At 53.6% G+C, this 15,845-nt stretch carries 14 protein-coding genes and 2 pseudogenes; 2 read left to right on the forward strand and 14 right to left on the reverse strand.

What is annotated here, in order from left to right:
- Positions 1-744: 744 nt before the first annotated feature.
- The 4 genes and pseudogenes from RX717_RS16015 to RX717_RS08465 all read right to left on the reverse strand — a co-directional run bounded on the left by RX717_RS16015 (position 745) and on the right by RX717_RS08465 (position 3,220).
- Positions 745-1,263: a helicase RepA family protein gene (locus RX717_RS16015; protein WP_242977785.1), complete on the reverse strand. Its 519-nt coding sequence runs from the start codon at positions 1,261-1,263 to the stop codon at positions 745-747.
- A gap of 393 nt (positions 1,264-1,656) precedes the next feature.
- Positions 1,657-1,942: pseudogene (locus RX717_RS08455) on the reverse strand (plasmid mobilization protein).
- A 52-nt stretch (positions 1,943-1,994) separates the two neighbouring features.
- Positions 1,995-3,014 (reverse strand): annotated as a pseudogene (locus tag RX717_RS08460) (site-specific integrase).
- Between the two features lie 2 nt (positions 3,015-3,016).
- Positions 3,017-3,220, reverse strand: a complete 204-nt coding sequence (locus tag RX717_RS08465) for a transcriptional regulator (RefSeq protein ID WP_107630426.1) — start codon at positions 3,218-3,220, stop codon at positions 3,017-3,019.
- 226 nt (positions 3,221-3,446) lie between these two features.
- Here RX717_RS08465 and RX717_RS08470 point away from each other — a divergent pair, with 226 nt between their 5' ends.
- Entirely contained in the window at positions 3,447-3,935 is a 489-nt protein-coding gene (locus RX717_RS08470; protein WP_107630425.1) for a helix-turn-helix domain-containing protein, read from the forward strand.
- A 194-nt stretch (positions 3,936-4,129) separates the two neighbouring features.
- On the opposite strand, the gene guaA is transcribed toward RX717_RS08470, so the two are convergent.
- Positions 4,130-5,674, reverse strand: coding sequence for a glutamine-hydrolyzing GMP synthase (guaA, locus tag RX717_RS08475; protein WP_054325865.1), 1,545 nt, complete (start codon positions 5,672-5,674; stop codon positions 4,130-4,132).
- A gap of 207 nt (positions 5,675-5,881) precedes the next feature.
- On the opposite strand from guaA, the gene RX717_RS08480 reads away from it, so the two are divergent.
- Positions 5,882-6,820 carry an Ig-like domain-containing protein gene (locus tag RX717_RS08480; protein WP_159068006.1) on the forward strand — a complete coding sequence of 313 codons (939 nt, stop codon included), beginning with the start codon at positions 5,882-5,884 and terminating at the stop codon, positions 6,818-6,820.
- Between the two features lie 26 nt (positions 6,821-6,846).
- Here the strand turns inward: RX717_RS08480 and dcd are convergent, their stop codons facing one another.
- From dcd to glmM, 9 genes are all read right to left on the reverse strand, one after another.
- Positions 6,847-7,377, reverse strand: coding sequence for a dCTP deaminase (gene dcd / locus RX717_RS08485; protein ID WP_054325863.1), 531 nt, complete (start codon positions 7,375-7,377; stop codon positions 6,847-6,849).
- Between the two features lie 105 nt (positions 7,378-7,482).
- Positions 7,483-9,258 (reverse strand): Rqc2 family fibronectin-binding protein, encoded by a 1,776-nt coding sequence (locus RX717_RS08490; protein ID WP_107630424.1) that lies wholly within the window; start codon positions 9,256-9,258, stop codon positions 7,483-7,485.
- A 12-nt stretch (positions 9,259-9,270) separates the two neighbouring features.
- The gene (locus RX717_RS08495) at positions 9,271-10,047 is read right to left on the reverse strand and encodes a Nif3-like dinuclear metal center hexameric protein (protein ID WP_107630423.1); all 777 of its coding nucleotides are present in this window, start codon (positions 10,045-10,047) and stop codon (positions 9,271-9,273) included.
- Positions 10,044-10,733, reverse strand: a complete 690-nt coding sequence (locus RX717_RS08500; RefSeq protein ID WP_082396619.1) for a tRNA (adenine(22)-N(1))-methyltransferase — start codon at positions 10,731-10,733, stop codon at positions 10,044-10,046. Before RX717_RS08500 ends, RX717_RS08495 begins: the two co-directional genes overlap by 4 nt.
- Positions 10,734-10,785: 52 nt before the next feature.
- Positions 10,786-10,986 (reverse strand): DUF1858 domain-containing protein, encoded by a 201-nt coding sequence (locus RX717_RS08505; protein ID WP_054325860.1) that lies wholly within the window; start codon positions 10,984-10,986, stop codon positions 10,786-10,788.
- Between the two features lie 249 nt (positions 10,987-11,235).
- Positions 11,236-11,514 (reverse strand): zinc-ribbon domain containing protein, encoded by a 279-nt coding sequence (locus tag RX717_RS08510; protein WP_054325859.1) that lies wholly within the window; start codon positions 11,512-11,514, stop codon positions 11,236-11,238.
- Positions 11,515-11,589: 75 nt separating this feature from the next.
- Entirely contained in the window at positions 11,590-12,156 is a 567-nt protein-coding gene (locus RX717_RS08515; protein ID WP_243182336.1) for a sigma-70 family RNA polymerase sigma factor, read from the reverse strand.
- A 174-nt stretch (positions 12,157-12,330) separates the two neighbouring features.
- A complete protein-coding gene (glmS, locus tag RX717_RS08520) occupies positions 12,331-14,175 on the reverse strand; it encodes a glutamine--fructose-6-phosphate transaminase (isomerizing) (RefSeq protein WP_054325857.1) in 1,845 nt (614 codons plus the stop codon).
- A gap of 314 nt (positions 14,176-14,489) precedes the next feature.
- The gene (gene glmM, locus RX717_RS08525) at positions 14,490-15,842 is read right to left on the reverse strand and encodes a phosphoglucosamine mutase (RefSeq protein WP_107632105.1); all 1,353 of its coding nucleotides are present in this window, start codon (positions 15,840-15,842) and stop codon (positions 14,490-14,492) included.
- Between the last annotated feature and the right edge of the window lie 3 nt (positions 15,843-15,845).

Here is a 15,845-nt window from a genome sequence, read left to right on the forward strand (position 1 = left end):
CACCGTTCCCTTTAAGATTCCATGGAACAAATAGTTCCTCCTTTACTTCCTGATGGCTACCGCGAAACACAGTAGCCATCGCTAGATGCGTGGGCGAAATGCCTACCCATCCTTCGCTTTTACTCCACACCCTGTGTCCTGTTTCAAGGCATAGGGTGCCCTAAAATGAGGCACCCCCTGTATAATGGGATGGCAAAACACCACCTCATCAGGGATACCTTTTAGCGGAATTTCTTTTTTTAAACTACTGTCAGCCCTATCCTTTTGCCAGAAAAAACAGGAGCGTGCCACACTCCTGTTCTTACCAATATAAAGAAAAACTTTTGCGCTAATTTCGTCGGTGAAATTAGTTCAAACGGAAGCTTATCTTACCATCGAAAATCTGGGAATACTCCGCGCTTATTTAGTTATTCCTGTCGGGCCTGCTCCCGTTCTTCGGCGGTGGGCGTAGTCTTATATTTTGCATACAGTTCATGCCGCACCATCGCGTCCGACTTTTGCTCCACCTCTTGATGATTTCCTCGGCATAATCATCGTCATAGGTCAGATGATACTCCACCAAAGTTACAAAAAGGTCATAGGGGATTTGTACACTTTTCATGTTCATTTCCTTTCCGCGACGGTTGCGACGATAGCGACGGTGTTTTTGACGGTATCATTTTCACCGTCGCGCCCCCGCCCCACGCTCGGCACTCAAGGGAAACCAATTTTGCAACCGCATCCAGCACCGGGGCTGGGCGCTCTTTATACAGCTCGTTTTCCATGCGTTCCAGATTCTAAATCTGGGTCTGCGGATCCTTCTTCGAATAGAGAATCTGATCCGGCTGATCCCGCCCCACAACTTTTTTGGTAGTGTCCAGCTCCGTGCGTTTTTTCTTCTGCATCAGCAGAGAACCCATCTGCACAGCCCAGCAATCCCGTAGTTCCAGAGATTGTCTCAAAGGAATCATCTGCCTGCTGCTTTCGGGTGTGGTGGACTGTCAGCACACAGATAACATGTTGATCAGCAAACTGTTTGATTCTGCCGGTGATCTCATAGTCGCTGGCATAACTGTACGCTTCACCGCCTACCTCACGGATATTCTGCATAGTGTCAATGGTGATGAGATTGGTGCCCGGGTACTCCCGCACAAAATTCTTCAGCTGTTCATTCAACCCATTCCCGATCTTTCCGGCGGCGGTAGCGAAGTGGCGGTTGGGGGGATTGTTCACACCGTACATCATAAACATCCGGCTCTGGATATGCTGAAAATCATCTTCCATCGCAAGGTAAAGTACCGTCCCCTGATGAACCTTGTACCCCCCACAAATCCTACCCGGTGCTGACATGGTAGGCGATTTGGGCCACCAGGAAGGACTTGCCGATTTTGGGTGCTTCGGCTAGGATATATGCCCCTGCGTAAAGCAGACCTTCCACCACCGGTTGCCTACTCTTATAGGTGGTTTGGAACAGCTCTGTCATTGTGAGTGTATGCAGGTATCAAGGGTCTGTCATGCGCTGCATCTTGCGGTACATTTCTTCCAGACTGTCCTAGGAGTTTACAATTTCATCGTTGCTTTTTTGCCCGGAAGTGGGTATACTATTTTCGTAAGTTTTGGAGATTGACTGCCCATCATCTGCGCCAACAGATGAGTCCTGGGTGGTCATTTTCTTCATCAATCATAGGCAATACCCTCCTGCATTCCTTTCATAATGGTTGTGATCATCTGAATGGTGTCCAACAGTCCCTCATTTACGCCTTGCCCGGCTTCGATCCGGTGGAGTTCGTCCAGCACTGTTGCCAACTTGATCCCGCAGGGCTTTGTAAACCTTGGGGTTGCCCTGCACCACCACATCTCGTTCCAATAGCCACCGGATAATGTAGTCCTGCTTGGTCAGGCCGGTGAGCTTCACCAGGGTTTCCAGTTGGAGATCCTCTTCCGCCGACACTCGGAAAGCCACCGTCTTGTTTCTTCAGCGGTTGTGGTTGTCGTAGTTCTTCTTAGACATTTTCTTACACTCCCTTCTCATTTTTTAGCAAATCCAGCTTGTCAGCCATTTCCACCTGACGGGTGGGGGAACAGATGGGCGTATCGGTATGTGATGTCGATACTTTCATGTCCCACACGCTCTGCAAAAGCCAGGGCGGTAAAGCCCATATCGATCAACAAACTGATGTGGCTATGTCTCAAATCGTGTATACGAATTCGTTTCACCCCGGTTTGCTTACAGCCACAGTCCATTTCCCGATGAAGATAGCTTTTGTTGATGGGGAACATCCGGCTGTCCAGCTCCACTCCATAGAGCTGTTTGATGTAGTCCTGCAACTCATCGCAAAGGAACTGTGGCATCTGGATCACGCAGTTACTCTTGGGTGTCTTAGGCGTAGTGATCACATCCTGCTTATTGAGCCGCTGGTAAGACTTATTGATGGTAACAGTGCGCTTTTCAAAGTCAAAGTCCGACGGGGTCAGAGCCAACAGCTCACCCTCACGGACACCGCACCAGTACAATACCTCAAAGGCGTAGAAAGACAACGGCTTGTCCATCATGGCCTCAAAAAGCCGGATGTACTCCTCTCGGATCCAGAACAGCATCACCTTTCGTTCCTTTGCCCCCCTGTTGCCAGCCTGTCGGTCAGGGTTGATATTCAGACCGTAAAATTGGGCAGCATGGTTGAAAATTGCGCTAAGCTGATTGTGAACTGTCTTAAGGTAAGTTTTCGACAGAGGTTTGCCATAGCAGTCCCTCAATTCCCGAATTTCATTTTGCCAACGGATAGTGTCCCCTCCTTGGTGAGCCAGGTATTAAGTTTCAGCTTGGGTTTAATGTCCTTCTCATAGAGAGCAACAAAGCTCTCAAAGGTCATATTCACATCAGTCTGTTTTTCTATCAGGAACTCCCGTTCCCATTCCAGCGCTTCTCGCTTGGTGGCAAAGCCGCGCTTGAGCTTCTGCTGGCGTTCGCCCTTTCAATCGGTGTAACGGAATTGAATATACCAGGTTCCATTGTCCTTATTTTTGAACGCTGCCATAATTATTTCTCCTTCCTTTCTGTCTCAGATCTTGTACCATAGAATTTCTCATGGAAAAACTTTCTGTCAATTCGACTGGCAACGGTGATGCAGCCGTTTTTTGCCACTTCCTCATTCATCTGTCGCATGATCCTATAGGCAAAGGGGATGGAGATCCCCAACTTCTCTGCCACTTCGTTGACACGCATAAAAATCTGATTTGCCATAGTAAGTACCTTCCTTACCTTGTTGATTATTTCTGCTTGCTGATTTTGTTTTTCATAAAGACCTCATCACCCTCTGCTGCCACTTTTTCTCAATTTTATAACTAAAAAACTAGCGTAATATTTTTTGTGCTTCGTTATCTAAGCTTATTTGCTTAGATAATCTTAACAAAACTAAACAAATATGCTATGTTTCAAATAGAAACGATCATAGATTGGAGTTGGTCGCATGGCGATTGGTGAACGAATTCACTTTTTCCGTCTCCTGCGGGGGATGACACAGAAATATCTCGGTATGGCGCTAAGCTTCCCGGAGAAGTCTGCCGATGTGCGCCTTGCACAGTACGAAACAGGATCAAGAACCCCAAAGGCAGACCTGACCGCTGCCCTGGCTGAGGTACTGGATATCTCACCCCATGCGCTTTCTGTCCCTGACATAGACTCCTATGTAGGGCTGATGTACACGCTGTTTACCCTGGAGGACAACTATGGACTCAAGATCAGCGAGATGGATGGAGAAATCTGCCTGAAAGTCGATGTGCGAAAGAACAAGGACGCCGCCCGGCTGCACGAAATGCTCTGTTCTTGGCAGCAGGCCGCTGCCATGTTGGAGGCAGGTGAGATCTCCAAAGAGGATTACGACAAGTGGCGCTACCACTACCCGGAGTTTGACAAGGCGCAGACCTATGTGAAGGTGCTGCCCCAGGATCTCGCTTGACCATCTCACTTGTAGGCCATGAGAGGGGCCGTTTGTTGCACAGGACAATAATAAAAAAGAAAGCTAACTGACTAATCAAAATCAGTTAGCTCTCTTTTTTTATGAATAATGAAAAAATGTTGCCAAATCGTTGCCACAGAGGGCATCACGCCTTAGAAAACCCAGTCATTCCGGGCTTTTTCAGACCTCTGAAATTATTCCCACTCAATCGTTGCTGGCGGCTTGGACGTAATATCATACACAATCCGGTTGATATGGCCGACCTCGTTTACAATCCGCACACTCACACGGTCGAGTACCTCATACGGAATCCGCGCCCAATCGGCTGTCATAAAGTCGGTGGTAGTCACCGAGCGCAGCGCGACCGTATAATCATACGTCCGTCCGTCGCCCATCACGCCGACCGAGCGCATATTGGTCAATACTGCAAAATACTGGTTCATCGTATGCTCCAAACCAGCCTTTGCAACCTCATCACGAAAAATAAAGTCTGCCTCACGCAGAATATCCAGTTTCTCCCTGGTGATCTCACCAATGACGCGAATCGCAAGGCCCGGGCCTGGGAACGGCTGGCGCATGACCAAGTATTCCGGCAAATCAAGCTCGCGGCCAAGCTGGCGCACTTCATCCTTAAACAGCAGGCGCAGCGGCTCTATGATCTCCTTGAAGTCCACGAAATCCGGCAGGCCGCCGACGTTGTGGTGGCTCTTGATAACCGCCGCGTCACCCGCACCAGATTCAATCACGTCTGGGTAAATCGTTCCTTGGACCAGATAATCGACCTTGCCGATTTTTTTGCCTTCCTCCTCGAAAACGCGGATAAATTCCTCACCGATGATCTTGCGCTTTGTTTCCGGATCGGAAATACCGGCCAGCTTGTCCAGGAAACGCTTCTCCGCATCCACACGGATAAAGTTGATGTCCCATTTCGCAAACGCGGCCTCGACTTCGTCTCCTTCATCCTTACGCATAAGGCCATGGTCGACAAAAACACATGTCAACTGATTTCCGACCGCTTCGGCCAGCAAAGCTGCCGCAACGGAGGAATCCACGCCGCCGGACAGCGCCAGCAGGACCTTGCCATCGCCGACCTTTTCCCGAATCGACTTGATCGACGAATTCTTATAGTCCTCCATCGTCCAGTCGCCTTTGGCGCCGCACACCTCATAAAGGAAATTTTTCAGCATCAACGTACCGTTTTCTGTGTGATTGACCTCCGGATGGTACTGCACGCCGTAAAAGCCGCGCGCCTCATCCGCGATCGCTGCTGTCGGACACATTTCGGTATGTGCGACAAGCGAAAAGCCCTCCGGTACTTTCGCCATGTAGTCGCCGTGGCTCATCCAGGATATTCCCTGCTCCGGAAGCCCCTTGAACAGCTTGCAGCCCGTATTATAAAATGTATCCGTTTTTCCATATTCGCGCGCTGTATCCTCCTGCGCGGCAGTTACCTCGCCCCCCAGCGTATGCGCCATAAGCTGGCAACCGTAGCAAATCCCTAAAACCGGAATGCCCAACTCAAAAAGCGCCGGATCGCACTTCGGAGATTTTTCATCATAAACGCTGTTCGGTCCACCGGTAAATATGATGCCGATTGGATGCATCGCCCTGATCTCCTCAAGCGGGGTTTTGTAGGGCTTGACCTCACAATATACATGATGTTCACGCACGCGCCGCGCGATCAACTGGTTATACTGCCCGCCGAAGTCCAGCACCAGAACAAGCTGATGGTTTTCCATTCTCATTCTCCTTTCCCTGTTCCTGTATTCCTTATATAAAAATTATGCCACAAAGCACGAATTTCGGCAAGCATTTTCCCCCTATTTCCTGCCTTTCGGCAAGATTATGGTTTCGCTTGCAAATATTCCGGAAAATTTATGCATAAAGCCCTTCAAAGCGGTGCATACTGCGGGATGCAGAACATTCTGGAAAGGGTGTATGATTTTATGGATCGAAAATTATTGATCGCTGTACTGCTGCTGCCCGCCACAGTACTCTTTTCCGGCGTGGCGCTTGCAGCCGGCCTGACATCGGAAACGCCGGCTGCGGGCGTCCCTGCAGCCTATGCCGTCGAGGCAGAGACTTGCGTAGAGATACCGATTGAGGTAGAGCTGACCGCTGCGGATTCTGATAATGATATTGTTCTGTACCAGCTTACCGAACAGCCTCGTCTCGGCACTGCATCGATCGAAGGAAATATTCTATCTTATTCCCCTGCGAAAAAAGCGGGCAAGGATAAATTTTCCTATACGGTTGTCGATGCCAACGGGAATACGGCGGAGCCTGCCGACGTTACGATCACAGTGAAAAAGAACCGCGCTGGACTCACCTATTCCGACATGACGGGAAATCCCGCGCATTATGCCGCAATCTGCCTATCGGAAAATGGTATTATGACCGGCGAAAATATTGGCGGCTGTTCCTTCTTCCGTCCTGCCCAGACCGTGACGCGCAGCGAATTCATCACTATGGCAACCGCGGTCGCCAAGCTTCCGGTTGAACCGACCCAGCAGACCGACTTTGCCGACGACCGTGGCCTCTCTCTATGGGCAAAGCCCTTTGTGAGTACAGCCGCCGCAAATGGGCTGGTCAGCGGATACCAGACCGCCGGCGGCCTGGCCGAGATACGGGGACAGAACCCCATCACATTGGCGGAAGCAAGCGTTGTGATTCGAAATCTTCTGGGAGAGGCGCTCGACGGCGCGGAATATGTTATCGCCCCCGAGCATACCGCAGAAATGGACTGGGCGCAAAGCGCGGTCAGCAGCATGTCTCGGTTGGACGTGCTCTCCCCTCTTGCTTCGATGCTGGACAGCGGCGAACCGATTACCCGGCAGGTCGCCTGTGAAATGTTATACCGCGCAATGTTGCTGATGGAAAATTAAAGGAGGGGCGCTATGCGCCCCTCCTTTCAGGTATCACTTTTTTCAAAGTCGCGGTACAGCAGGCTCGGCTGAATCCCCGTATTGTTCTGATATTTTCCACTGGTATACGGATCATACTCTCCATCGATATCGTGATAATAAATCTGACAGATCTCCACATTAGGATAAATCCGAATCGGCTGCACGCAGAATATCTCCAATGTCCAGTAACCCGCAAACCCCACGTCTCCAAAACCAGCGGTAACATGGATGAACAGACCCAAGCGTCCGGTCGACGACCGTCCCTCCAGCATGGGGATATACCGGTCTGTCACCGTATATTCGTTTGTGCGCCCCAGGTACAGGCGGTTGGGCTGTAAGAGCAGGCCTTCCTCCGGTATCTCGATACGGTGCGCCGTATTCGGGGTTTTCATGTCAAGTACATCGTTATCATAAACAAGCAGCTCGTTCGCCAGCGACAGGTTATAGCTGTTCGGATTGACCCGCTTTGGATCGAATGGCTCGATAATAATTTCCTTGCCGATATGCTTTACAATCTCCTTACCGGACAGAATCATATACTTCCCTCTTTCCGCATTCACAATATACCTTAGCCGATATCTCAAATGAAGGTACGGCAATCCATATAGGATCTTATCAAACCACATCCTGCTTCTCCATTTTTACTCGATGCGGAGTCTTTCCACCGCCGCCTCATCCGGCGTGACGTAGGCTGTTTGGTACACATGATAGATCACCATACCCGGCTTGGCTCCCGCCGGCTTTTTGACCTGCCGTACCGGTGTGTAATCCACTGGCACAAGCGAGGACTGCCGCGCTTTGGAGTGGTACGCCGCGATCATGGCCGCTTCCGTCATAGCCCGATCGGTTGGTTCGCGCCCATCGGCCACCAGAATCACATGCGAGCCGTGAATCTTCTGTGTGTGGAACCAGATATCGCTTTTAAACGCAGTCTTCAGCGTCAACAGATCGTTTTGCAGGTTGTTTTTTCCCGCGAAGATATCAAAACCGTCGCTCGAGCGATAATGGAACGGCTTTGCGGCCACCGGCTTCACGCGTTGCTTTTTGTTGCGCGCCTGCTTGCTGGACAGGACGCCCTCCTGTGTCAGCTCCTCCCTCAGCTGAGCAAGGTCCCGTTCACTCTCCGCCTCACCCAGCGCGACCAGCACGCTTTCCAGATAATCCAGATCTGCACGGCCCTGTGCGAGCTGCTGCGTCAGCACTTCCTCCGCAGTCTTGGCTTTGTTGTACAGCTTGAAATACTTCTGCGCGTTTTGCTGCGGCGTCAATCGGACATCCAAAGCGACCTCCACCTCGGGACAGGCCTCGTCGTAATAGTCCACGACCACCGCCTTGTTCATCCCCTTTTCAAGCTGGTACAGGTTTGCCGTGATTAGGTCGCCCAGCCGTTTATACTGTTCGCGGTTTTGCGTCGCGTCCAGCTCCTTTTGCTGCGCAGCCAGCTTTCTTGCCAAGCGGTCGCGCGCGTTGACGACGGCCTTATGCAAATCGGCCGAGCGCCGCGCCATGCGCTCCGCTTTCCCTTTTTTCTCAAAAAACGCGGCCAGCAGGTCCGAGAAGCTTTGCTCCTGCGATACTGTCATCAGGCCTTCATATTGCGTGATTGGCAGAAAGGAAAAGTCAAAAACCGCATGATCCTCTGTCTTCGTAAGCAAGAACGGCTTCCACCGTTTTTCTGTGAGATAGCTTTTCAGGTCCTCAAACACCTGCGCCAGACGAAGCTGCTCCTCTGCGGTCAGTTTGCCGACCGGCTTCGCGGCGTCTCCCGTCGCCCGATAGGATAGCTCGCGGCACAGCAGCGGCGAAAATCCAAGCAGTTGGCTGAGCAGATATCGGTCAAGCCCCATCTCTCCATCCGCGGATTGCAGGGAGGCCGACAGCCCCACTCCCGACAGAGCAAAGGGGTCATGCTTCTCCTGCGCCGGCGGCAACCTGTAAAACAGGCCGGGCAATACCTGCCGCTTACCGGAAAGGTCTCCGTCCACGCGGCGCATCGCGTCAATGATACGGTTATCCTCCCCGCACAGGATGACGTTGGAGTGCTTCCCCATCAACTCGCAGATCAGATGTTTTTTGCAGGCCACCCCCATTTCGTCTGTCGTATCCAGTTCGATAGTCAGCATCCGTTCCACAGCCGGCTGTACGACTGCCGCAATTTTTGCCCCCTGCACATGCTTGCGCAGGAGCATGCAGAACATGGGCGGCGCCGCCGGATTCTCTCGCGCGACGTCAATAAAATGCACCCGCGGCGCGCCGGCGGCGGTCGACACCAGCAAGCGCCTTGCGCCGCCCTGGCCTCTCGTCTGCAGCACGATCTCATCCCGATCGGGCTGGTACACCTTTTCCACACGGCAGCCCGCGAGCACATGATTCAATTCTTCCGTTACTGCCCCAAGGCAGATAGCATCTAATGGCATGATCGATCTTCCTTATACAAATTGGATGCAGTCCGCGTGCCGCTCGGAAACGCTGACGCGCAACGCGGGGAACGCCCCGCCTATCTGCTCCGCGAACGCCGCTGTCACCGGATTTTCGGTTGGGAAATGACCCGCGTCCGCAAGCGTCAGCCCAAGCGTCTGCGCGCGCTGCATCAGGTCGTAGCTGCAGTCTCCGATCACGAATGCGTCCGCCCCCTTTGCGATTGCAAAATCCATCATTTTGCCACAGGCTCCGCCGCCGACCGCCACCCGACGGATCGGCCGGCCGCCATCACAAAAGCGAACGCCGCACGCACGCAGACACTCTTTGACATAAAGCGCGAACTCCCGCGGCCCCATTTCCTTTGGCAGGTCGCCAACACGTCCCAGCATCCCGTTTTCCCCCGCTTCCAGATTCCCCACGTTGGTGAGGAACAGCGCAGCGGCCAGGGCGTCGTTAACGCCTCCCTGCGCACAGTCCGCGTTGGTGTGCATACAAACGAGGGCAATATCATGCCGGATCGCGGCACGCAGGATACGTCCAGTCGCATCGTCCTCGGTTATCCGACTGATCGAGGTAAAGATCACCGGATGATGCGCGACGATCATCTGTGCGCCGCGTTCCGCCGCCTCCGCAACGACCTGTTCGGTAATATCGAGAGAGCAAAGCACATTGGTCACTTCGCGCGCCCGATCCCCGCAAAGCAGCCCCACATTATCCCAGCTTTCCGCCAGCGCGGGCGGCGCCAGCCCTTCCAGCAGCGTTACAATATCCTGAACCGTAATCATGCCAATTCCTCCCATGCCTGTTTGATCACGCGAACGATTTCACGCTGTCCGTCAAGGACGGCGCGGTCAACCGCGCTTCCGCTTTGCATACCCTCCAGCGCGCGTATTTCCCGCTGAAGCAGCTTTTCCAGATAGTCGCGCGCACCCGCCGCCTGCAGCAGCGCCGGAGAAAACGCGCAGCTGGAAAGCGGGACCACGCGCACTGGTCCACCGCCGCGCACGGAAAGCACAACATAATACCGGCGTTCCTCCCGACAGACCGTTTCACACTCGATCATATAGCCATGCGCCCAAAGCCACTGCCGAAGCTCATAGACCATCGTCATTGGCTGTAAAAGCAGCAGATGCTCGCCATCTCCCGTCCACGGCGCGGCCGCCAGGATATCTGCAATCGTCTGGCCTCCCATGCCGGCGATGCTGACCGTGTCGCACTCCTCCGGCCGCACGGCCTCCAGCCCCGCCGCAAGGCGCAGCGGCAGCGCCACACCATGCTCCGCGGCATTACGGGCCGCATGATCCAGCGGCCCCTGCCGGATATCCGACCCGATCGCGGCGGCGACACGTCCGGAAAGCAGCAGAGAAACCGGCAGTTTTCCATGATCCGTTCCGATATCTGCCAGCCGCGCCCCACGAGGGATCAGCGCTGCGATGCAGGCCAAGCGGGGCGTTAAAATCATCCGTTCCATTTCTCACCTAAAAAATGGGCCGGCATGCTTTGCCGGCCCTTGTCTTTCATCCTTATTCGCCCAGGAATGCGTTGAGCTTGGCAACCAGTTCGTCCGCATTGGTGCCATGCACCATGCAGGCCTCCTCAATGCTTTCGCCCTGCGATGCCGGGCAGCCCAAGCAATGCATACCGATTTCCATAAAGAACTTTGCCGTTTCCAGATTGCGGTTCAGCACCTCGCCAATCGTGGTCTTTTTCGTGATAGCCGCCATGATGGACCTCCTGTTTGTTTTTTGTTGTCTTTAGTATACCGCAAAAATATACAAATTTCAATCACCTTATCGCGTTTTATCAGAAATCAACAAAAAAATACGCGCCCTTTTTACCATAAACGCCCCCTACCGACCGCGCGGCCGTTTTCTCCTTTCCAACCATCCGTCACCGCAGCGGCCCGTCCCCTGAGCTGCTCTTCGTAAAACCAAAAAATGTCCGGCGTTAGCCGGACATTTTCCGTTCACTTATCAGCCCTGCTCGCGCATTTTGGCGAAGCATTCGCTGCAATATACCGGACGGTCGGACTTGGGTTCGAACGGAACACGAGCCTCTCCGCCGCAAGCAGCACAGGTAGCGGTGAAATATTCGCGCGGGCCACGAGCCGCGTTCTTTCGGGCGTCACGGCAGGCCTTGCAGCGCTGCGGCTCGTTCTGGAAACCGCGCTCTGCATAGAATTCCTGCTCGCCGGCAGTAAACACAAATTCCTGACCGCATTCCTTGCATACTAAAGTCTTGTCTTCGTACATGGTTTTTACCTCTCTTTGATACCGTTCCCTCGGGAACCTGAAATTTATGCGTACAGGCCGCATGCCTGCAATCGCCTATTGGGGTTTGATATTTGCCGATTTCCGCTTGATGCGCTGGATGGCATTATCCACAGACTTGATCGGTTTACGCAGCGTTTTGGACATTTCCTCAAACGACAGGCCATCCAAAAACAATGTTAAAACCTTTGCCTCGAATTCAGACAGAAGCGAGTAGAGCCGACGGACCAGTTCTTCCCTCTCCTCATTGCCGATCACCAGCGATTCAGGGTCACCAATCGGTGCCGTAACCCGGGTGTGCGATTCCGCAAGGTCTTCAAACAGAGGTCGATCGATTGACATGGAACGATTGAGCGGGTCGTGCTTCATTGCGGCGGCAGACCGCACCGCGGAAAAAATTTTCCGCATAACGCAGATCTTCGCAAACGCGCTGAACGGCACGCCTTTTCCTTCATCATATTCGCGGATCGCTTTCATCAAACCGAGCATCCCCTCCTGAAGCAGATCCTCTTCATCCGCACCCACTAAAAAATACGGGCGCGCACAGGTCTTTACCAGTCTGGAATACCTTTTTACCAAAGCTTCCGCCGCATCGCCGCCGCCCTGCTGCGCCAGCCGGCACAACGCTTCATCGGATAACGGCTGCAATGGAATATTTTCTATACCGTGTCTCATGTCAAGATTTATTATATGCGAAAAAAAAGATAATGTCAAGGAATTTTTGTGAAAACTACTGTTTTGATGGCAAAAACAGATTTATTTTTTTTGTGCCGATTGAACAATAAACAATATTTTTCATTATTCGACAGTCACCGACTTGGCGAGATTGCGCGGTTTATCCACGTCGCAGTTGCGCTCCACCGCAATATAGTATGCCAAAAGCTGCATGGGAATAATCGAAAGAGACGCGGAAAATTCATAAAGACATTTCGGCAGCCGGATAATATGCTGACAGACCGATTCATCCCCTGTGAAGTCGTCCGTGGTGACTAATACGACGACCGCGCCGCGGGAAACTACCTCTCGGATGTTGGAGACGGTTTTTTCAAACAGCGCAGGCTGCGTTGCCAACGCCACCACCAGTGTCCCCTCCTCGATCAGCGAGATCGTACCGTGTTTGAGCTCTCCCGCCGCATATGCCTCGGAATGGATATACGATATTTCCTTGAGCTTGAGCGAGGCCTCGAGCGCCGCAGCATAGTCCAGGCCGCGCCCCAGGAAAAACACGCTCGGCCGGTTGGCGTACCGCGTGGAGATGCGCTGCATATCCTGCTGGCTTTCCAACGCTTTCTCAATGCAGGCCGGCAAGCGCTGCAGCTCGGCGCAAAGCGCGCGCTCATCCCCGATCGAGATCAGGCCCCTCGTGCGTGCGATTTTCACGGAGATCAGGTACAGGGCGGAAAGCTGTGAGGAATATGCTTTTGTGGTCGCAACCGATATCTCCGGCCCCGCCCAGGTATACAGCACTCCGTCCGCCTCGCGCGCGATGGTCGAGGATACCACATTGACGATCGCGACCGTGAACGCGCCCGCCTGCTTGGCCAGCCGCATCGCCGCCAGCGTATCGGCGGTTTCGCCCGACTGGCTGATTACGATGCAGAGGTCCTTTTTCCCGATGATCGGGTTTTCATACCGGAACTCACTGGCTACCTCCGCCGTACAGTGGATGCGGCACATTGCCTCGATCACACGTTTGCCGACCATGCCCGCGTGCAAGGCGGAACCGCAGCCTACGATATGAATATTTTCGATTTCGCGCAGCCGTTCATCGGTCAGGCCGTTTTCCTCAAATACAACAGCATTGTTCTGAATTCGCGGGTTGACTGTATCCGCGACCGCTTTCGGCTGCTCCATGATCTCTTTCAGCATGAAATGCTGGTAGCCGCCCTTTTCCGCGGCCGACATATCCCAAGTGACAGTTTGGACCGCTTTCTCCACTACGTCGCCGAACTCGTTCATCACAGCCACGCTGTCCGGCCGGATAATCGCCACCTCATTGTCGTCCAGAATGATGTAATCGCGGGTCCGGCCGATAATCGCCGTGAGATCCGAGGCAATCATATTTTCCCCTTGGCCGAGCCCGATAATCAGCGGGTTATCCCGCCGCGCGGCGACGATCTCCTCCGGATTGTCCATAGAAACCACGCCCAGTGCGTAGGAGCCGCGGATGCGCTGTACTGCGGCGAGCACGGTCTTCGCCAAGTCCTCCTGCTTGCCGGTATGCAGGTAGTCGACCAGGTGCGCGACGGTCTCCGTATCCGTCTCGGAACAGAACGTGTACCCATGCGCCTCCAGTCGCTCCCGCAGTTCCTTATAGTTTTCTATGATCCCGTTATGGACGACCGCGACCTTGCCCTGACCGTCCCGACCGCCCAGATGGGGATGGGAATTGCGGTCGGACGGCTCCCCATGCGTCGCCCAGCGGGTATGGCCGATGCCGCAGGTGCAGGACAAGCCGCCCTCGGACTGGATTTTCTCTTCCAGGCTCGCGATGCGGCCCTGTGTTTTCACAACGCGCAGGCCGTCCCGCGTAAAGGCGGCGATGCCGGCGGAATCATACCCACGGTACTCGAGGCTGTATAATCCCTTAATCAGAATGGGCAGCGCGTTTTCGCGGCCCGTAAATCCAACGATTCCACACATAAGAATAAATTCCTCCAATAGAAAGGATGGCAGTTTTTTAATTTTGGGTATAAAAATAGTGCGTTACGCAGAATCTGCTCTGTCCGCGCAGTCGCCCGCGCGATTTAACAGTCTGCTCACGACCAACCCACTCATGGCCGAAGGGCATCCGCCGAAAACTTCGATTAACCCTTCCCTCGTCAACTGCGATACCGGCTGCATCGCAGTTCTGGCGCTTGACTTGCTATTCTGTTGTACCGCTGCTTTTCACCCCTCTCTTTCACAAAACAAGGTGGATGCGAAAACCACATCCACCTTATGTTGGCTCTTTCTTATTATACGACAGACTCTATCACTTTGGCAACCCTTTTTGCCAAAGTATCGACCTGATTGCTGTCCTTTCCTTCGACCATAACGCGCACCAAAGCCTCTGTACCGGAGGGACGTACCAAAATCCGGCCGTTTTCCCCCAGAGCCGCGCCCGCCTCGTCGATCGAAGCCTTGACCTCCGGCAGCTCCTGCAGGGCAGCCTTTTTATCATTCGGCACCTTGACGTTAATCATGACCTGCGGCCATGGCACGACCTCCGCGGCGATCTCCGAGCATTTTTTGCCGCTGCTTTTCAGAATGGACATGAACTGCAGCGCGGTCAGCTCCCCATCTCCGGTTGAGGCATATTCCAGGAAGATAACATGGCCGGACTGCTCGCCGCCAAGGATATATCCCTTGTTCAACATCATTTCCAGCACATACCGGTCTCCCACACTGGAGCATTCGATCCGCATGTCGTTTTTTTGAGCATAGGCGTGCAGACCCATGTTGGACAGCACGGTGGCGACAAACGCCCCACCGCGCAGCTTGCCTTCCTTTTTCATATGGGCGGCGCATACGGCCATGATGCGGTCCCCGTCCAGCTCCTCGCCAGTTTCGTCCACGATCAGGCAGCGGTCCGCGTCGCCATCGAACGCAACGCCCAAATCAAAGCTGCCTTTCCGGACGCGCTCCTTGAGCTGTTCCAGATGCGTCGAGCCGCAGCCCGCGTTGATATTGATTCCATCCGGCTCGTAAAACCGTATCTCCGCCCTGCACTCGACCAAACGCATCAACCGCTCGACCGTGGTAGAGGATGCGCCGTTTGCGCAGTCCACCGCGACGTGCAGGCCGGACAAGTCGCCCTTGATCGTTTCCGCAAGGTGGTCGGTGTACTCCACCACCGGATCGATCGCACTTTTCAGCACGCGGCCCAGCTTTTCATGGGTCATTTTGGGGATGGATTCAAAGTCGTCGATCAGGTCTTCGATTTTGGCCTCAGTTTCGTCCGGCAGCTTGTAGCCGTTGCCCGCAAATATCTTGATGCCATTATATTCAAACGAGTTATGGCTTGCCGAGATCACGATGCCGGCATCCGCTTTATGCTTGATCGTCAAAAAAGCTACTGCCGGTGTTGGGATAACGCCCAGCAGCTCCACATCCGCGCCGACTGAGCAGATGCCCGCCACCAGCGCGTTTTCCAGCATATCCGAGGAGATGCGCGTATCCTTGCCGATCAGCAGCTTGGCTTTTCCGCTGTGGGTCGCTTCCTGCGTCAGCACAAACGCCGCCGCCGCGCCGATTTTGAATGCAAGCAGCGCGTCCAGTTCGGAATTTGCCACACCGCGGACACCGTCCGTCCCAAAATATCTACCCAATAT

The sequence above is a fragment of the Intestinibacillus sp. NTUH-41-i26 genome, from assembly GCF_032769475.1.
Classification (GTDB): domain Bacteria; phylum Bacillota; class Clostridia; order Oscillospirales; family Butyricicoccaceae; genus Agathobaculum; species Agathobaculum ammoniilyticum.

Excerpts from the sequence above, each read along its gene's own strand:
- RX717_RS16015 (WP_242977785.1), bottom strand. The coding sequence starts at position 1,263 with ATGGAAGATGATTTTCAGCATATCCAGAGCCGGATGTTTATGATGTAC.
- RX717_RS08465 (WP_107630426.1), bottom strand. The coding sequence starts at position 3,220 with ATGGCAAATCAGATTTTTATGCGTGTCAACGAAGTGGCAGAGAAGTTG.
- RX717_RS08470 (WP_107630425.1), top strand. The coding sequence starts at position 3,447 with ATGGCGATTGGTGAACGAATTCACTTTTTCCGTCTCCTGCGGGGGATG.
- guaA (WP_054325865.1), bottom strand. The coding sequence starts at position 5,674 with ATGGAAAACCATCAGCTTGTTCTGGTGCTGGACTTCGGCGGGCAGTAT.
- RX717_RS08480 (WP_159068006.1), top strand. The coding sequence starts at position 5,882 with ATGGATCGAAAATTATTGATCGCTGTACTGCTGCTGCCCGCCACAGTA.
- dcd (WP_054325863.1), bottom strand. The coding sequence starts at position 7,377 with ATGATTCTGTCCGGTAAGGAGATTGTAAAGCATATCGGCAAGGAAATT.
- RX717_RS08490 (WP_107630424.1), bottom strand. The coding sequence starts at position 9,258 with ATGCCATTAGATGCTATCTGCCTTGGGGCAGTAACGGAAGAATTGAAT.
- RX717_RS08495 (WP_107630423.1), bottom strand. The coding sequence starts at position 10,047 with ATGATTACGGTTCAGGATATTGTAACGCTGCTGGAAGGGCTGGCGCCG.
- RX717_RS08500 (WP_082396619.1), bottom strand. The coding sequence starts at position 10,733 with ATGGAACGGATGATTTTAACGCCCCGCTTGGCCTGCATCGCAGCGCTG.
- RX717_RS08505 (WP_054325860.1), bottom strand. The coding sequence starts at position 10,986 with ATGGCGGCTATCACGAAAAAGACCACGATTGGCGAGGTGCTGAACCGC.
- RX717_RS08510 (WP_054325859.1), bottom strand. The coding sequence starts at position 11,514 with ATGTACGAAGACAAGACTTTAGTATGCAAGGAATGCGGTCAGGAATTT.
- glmS (WP_054325857.1), bottom strand. The coding sequence starts at position 14,175 with ATGTGTGGAATCGTTGGATTTACGGGCCGCGAAAACGCGCTGCCCATT.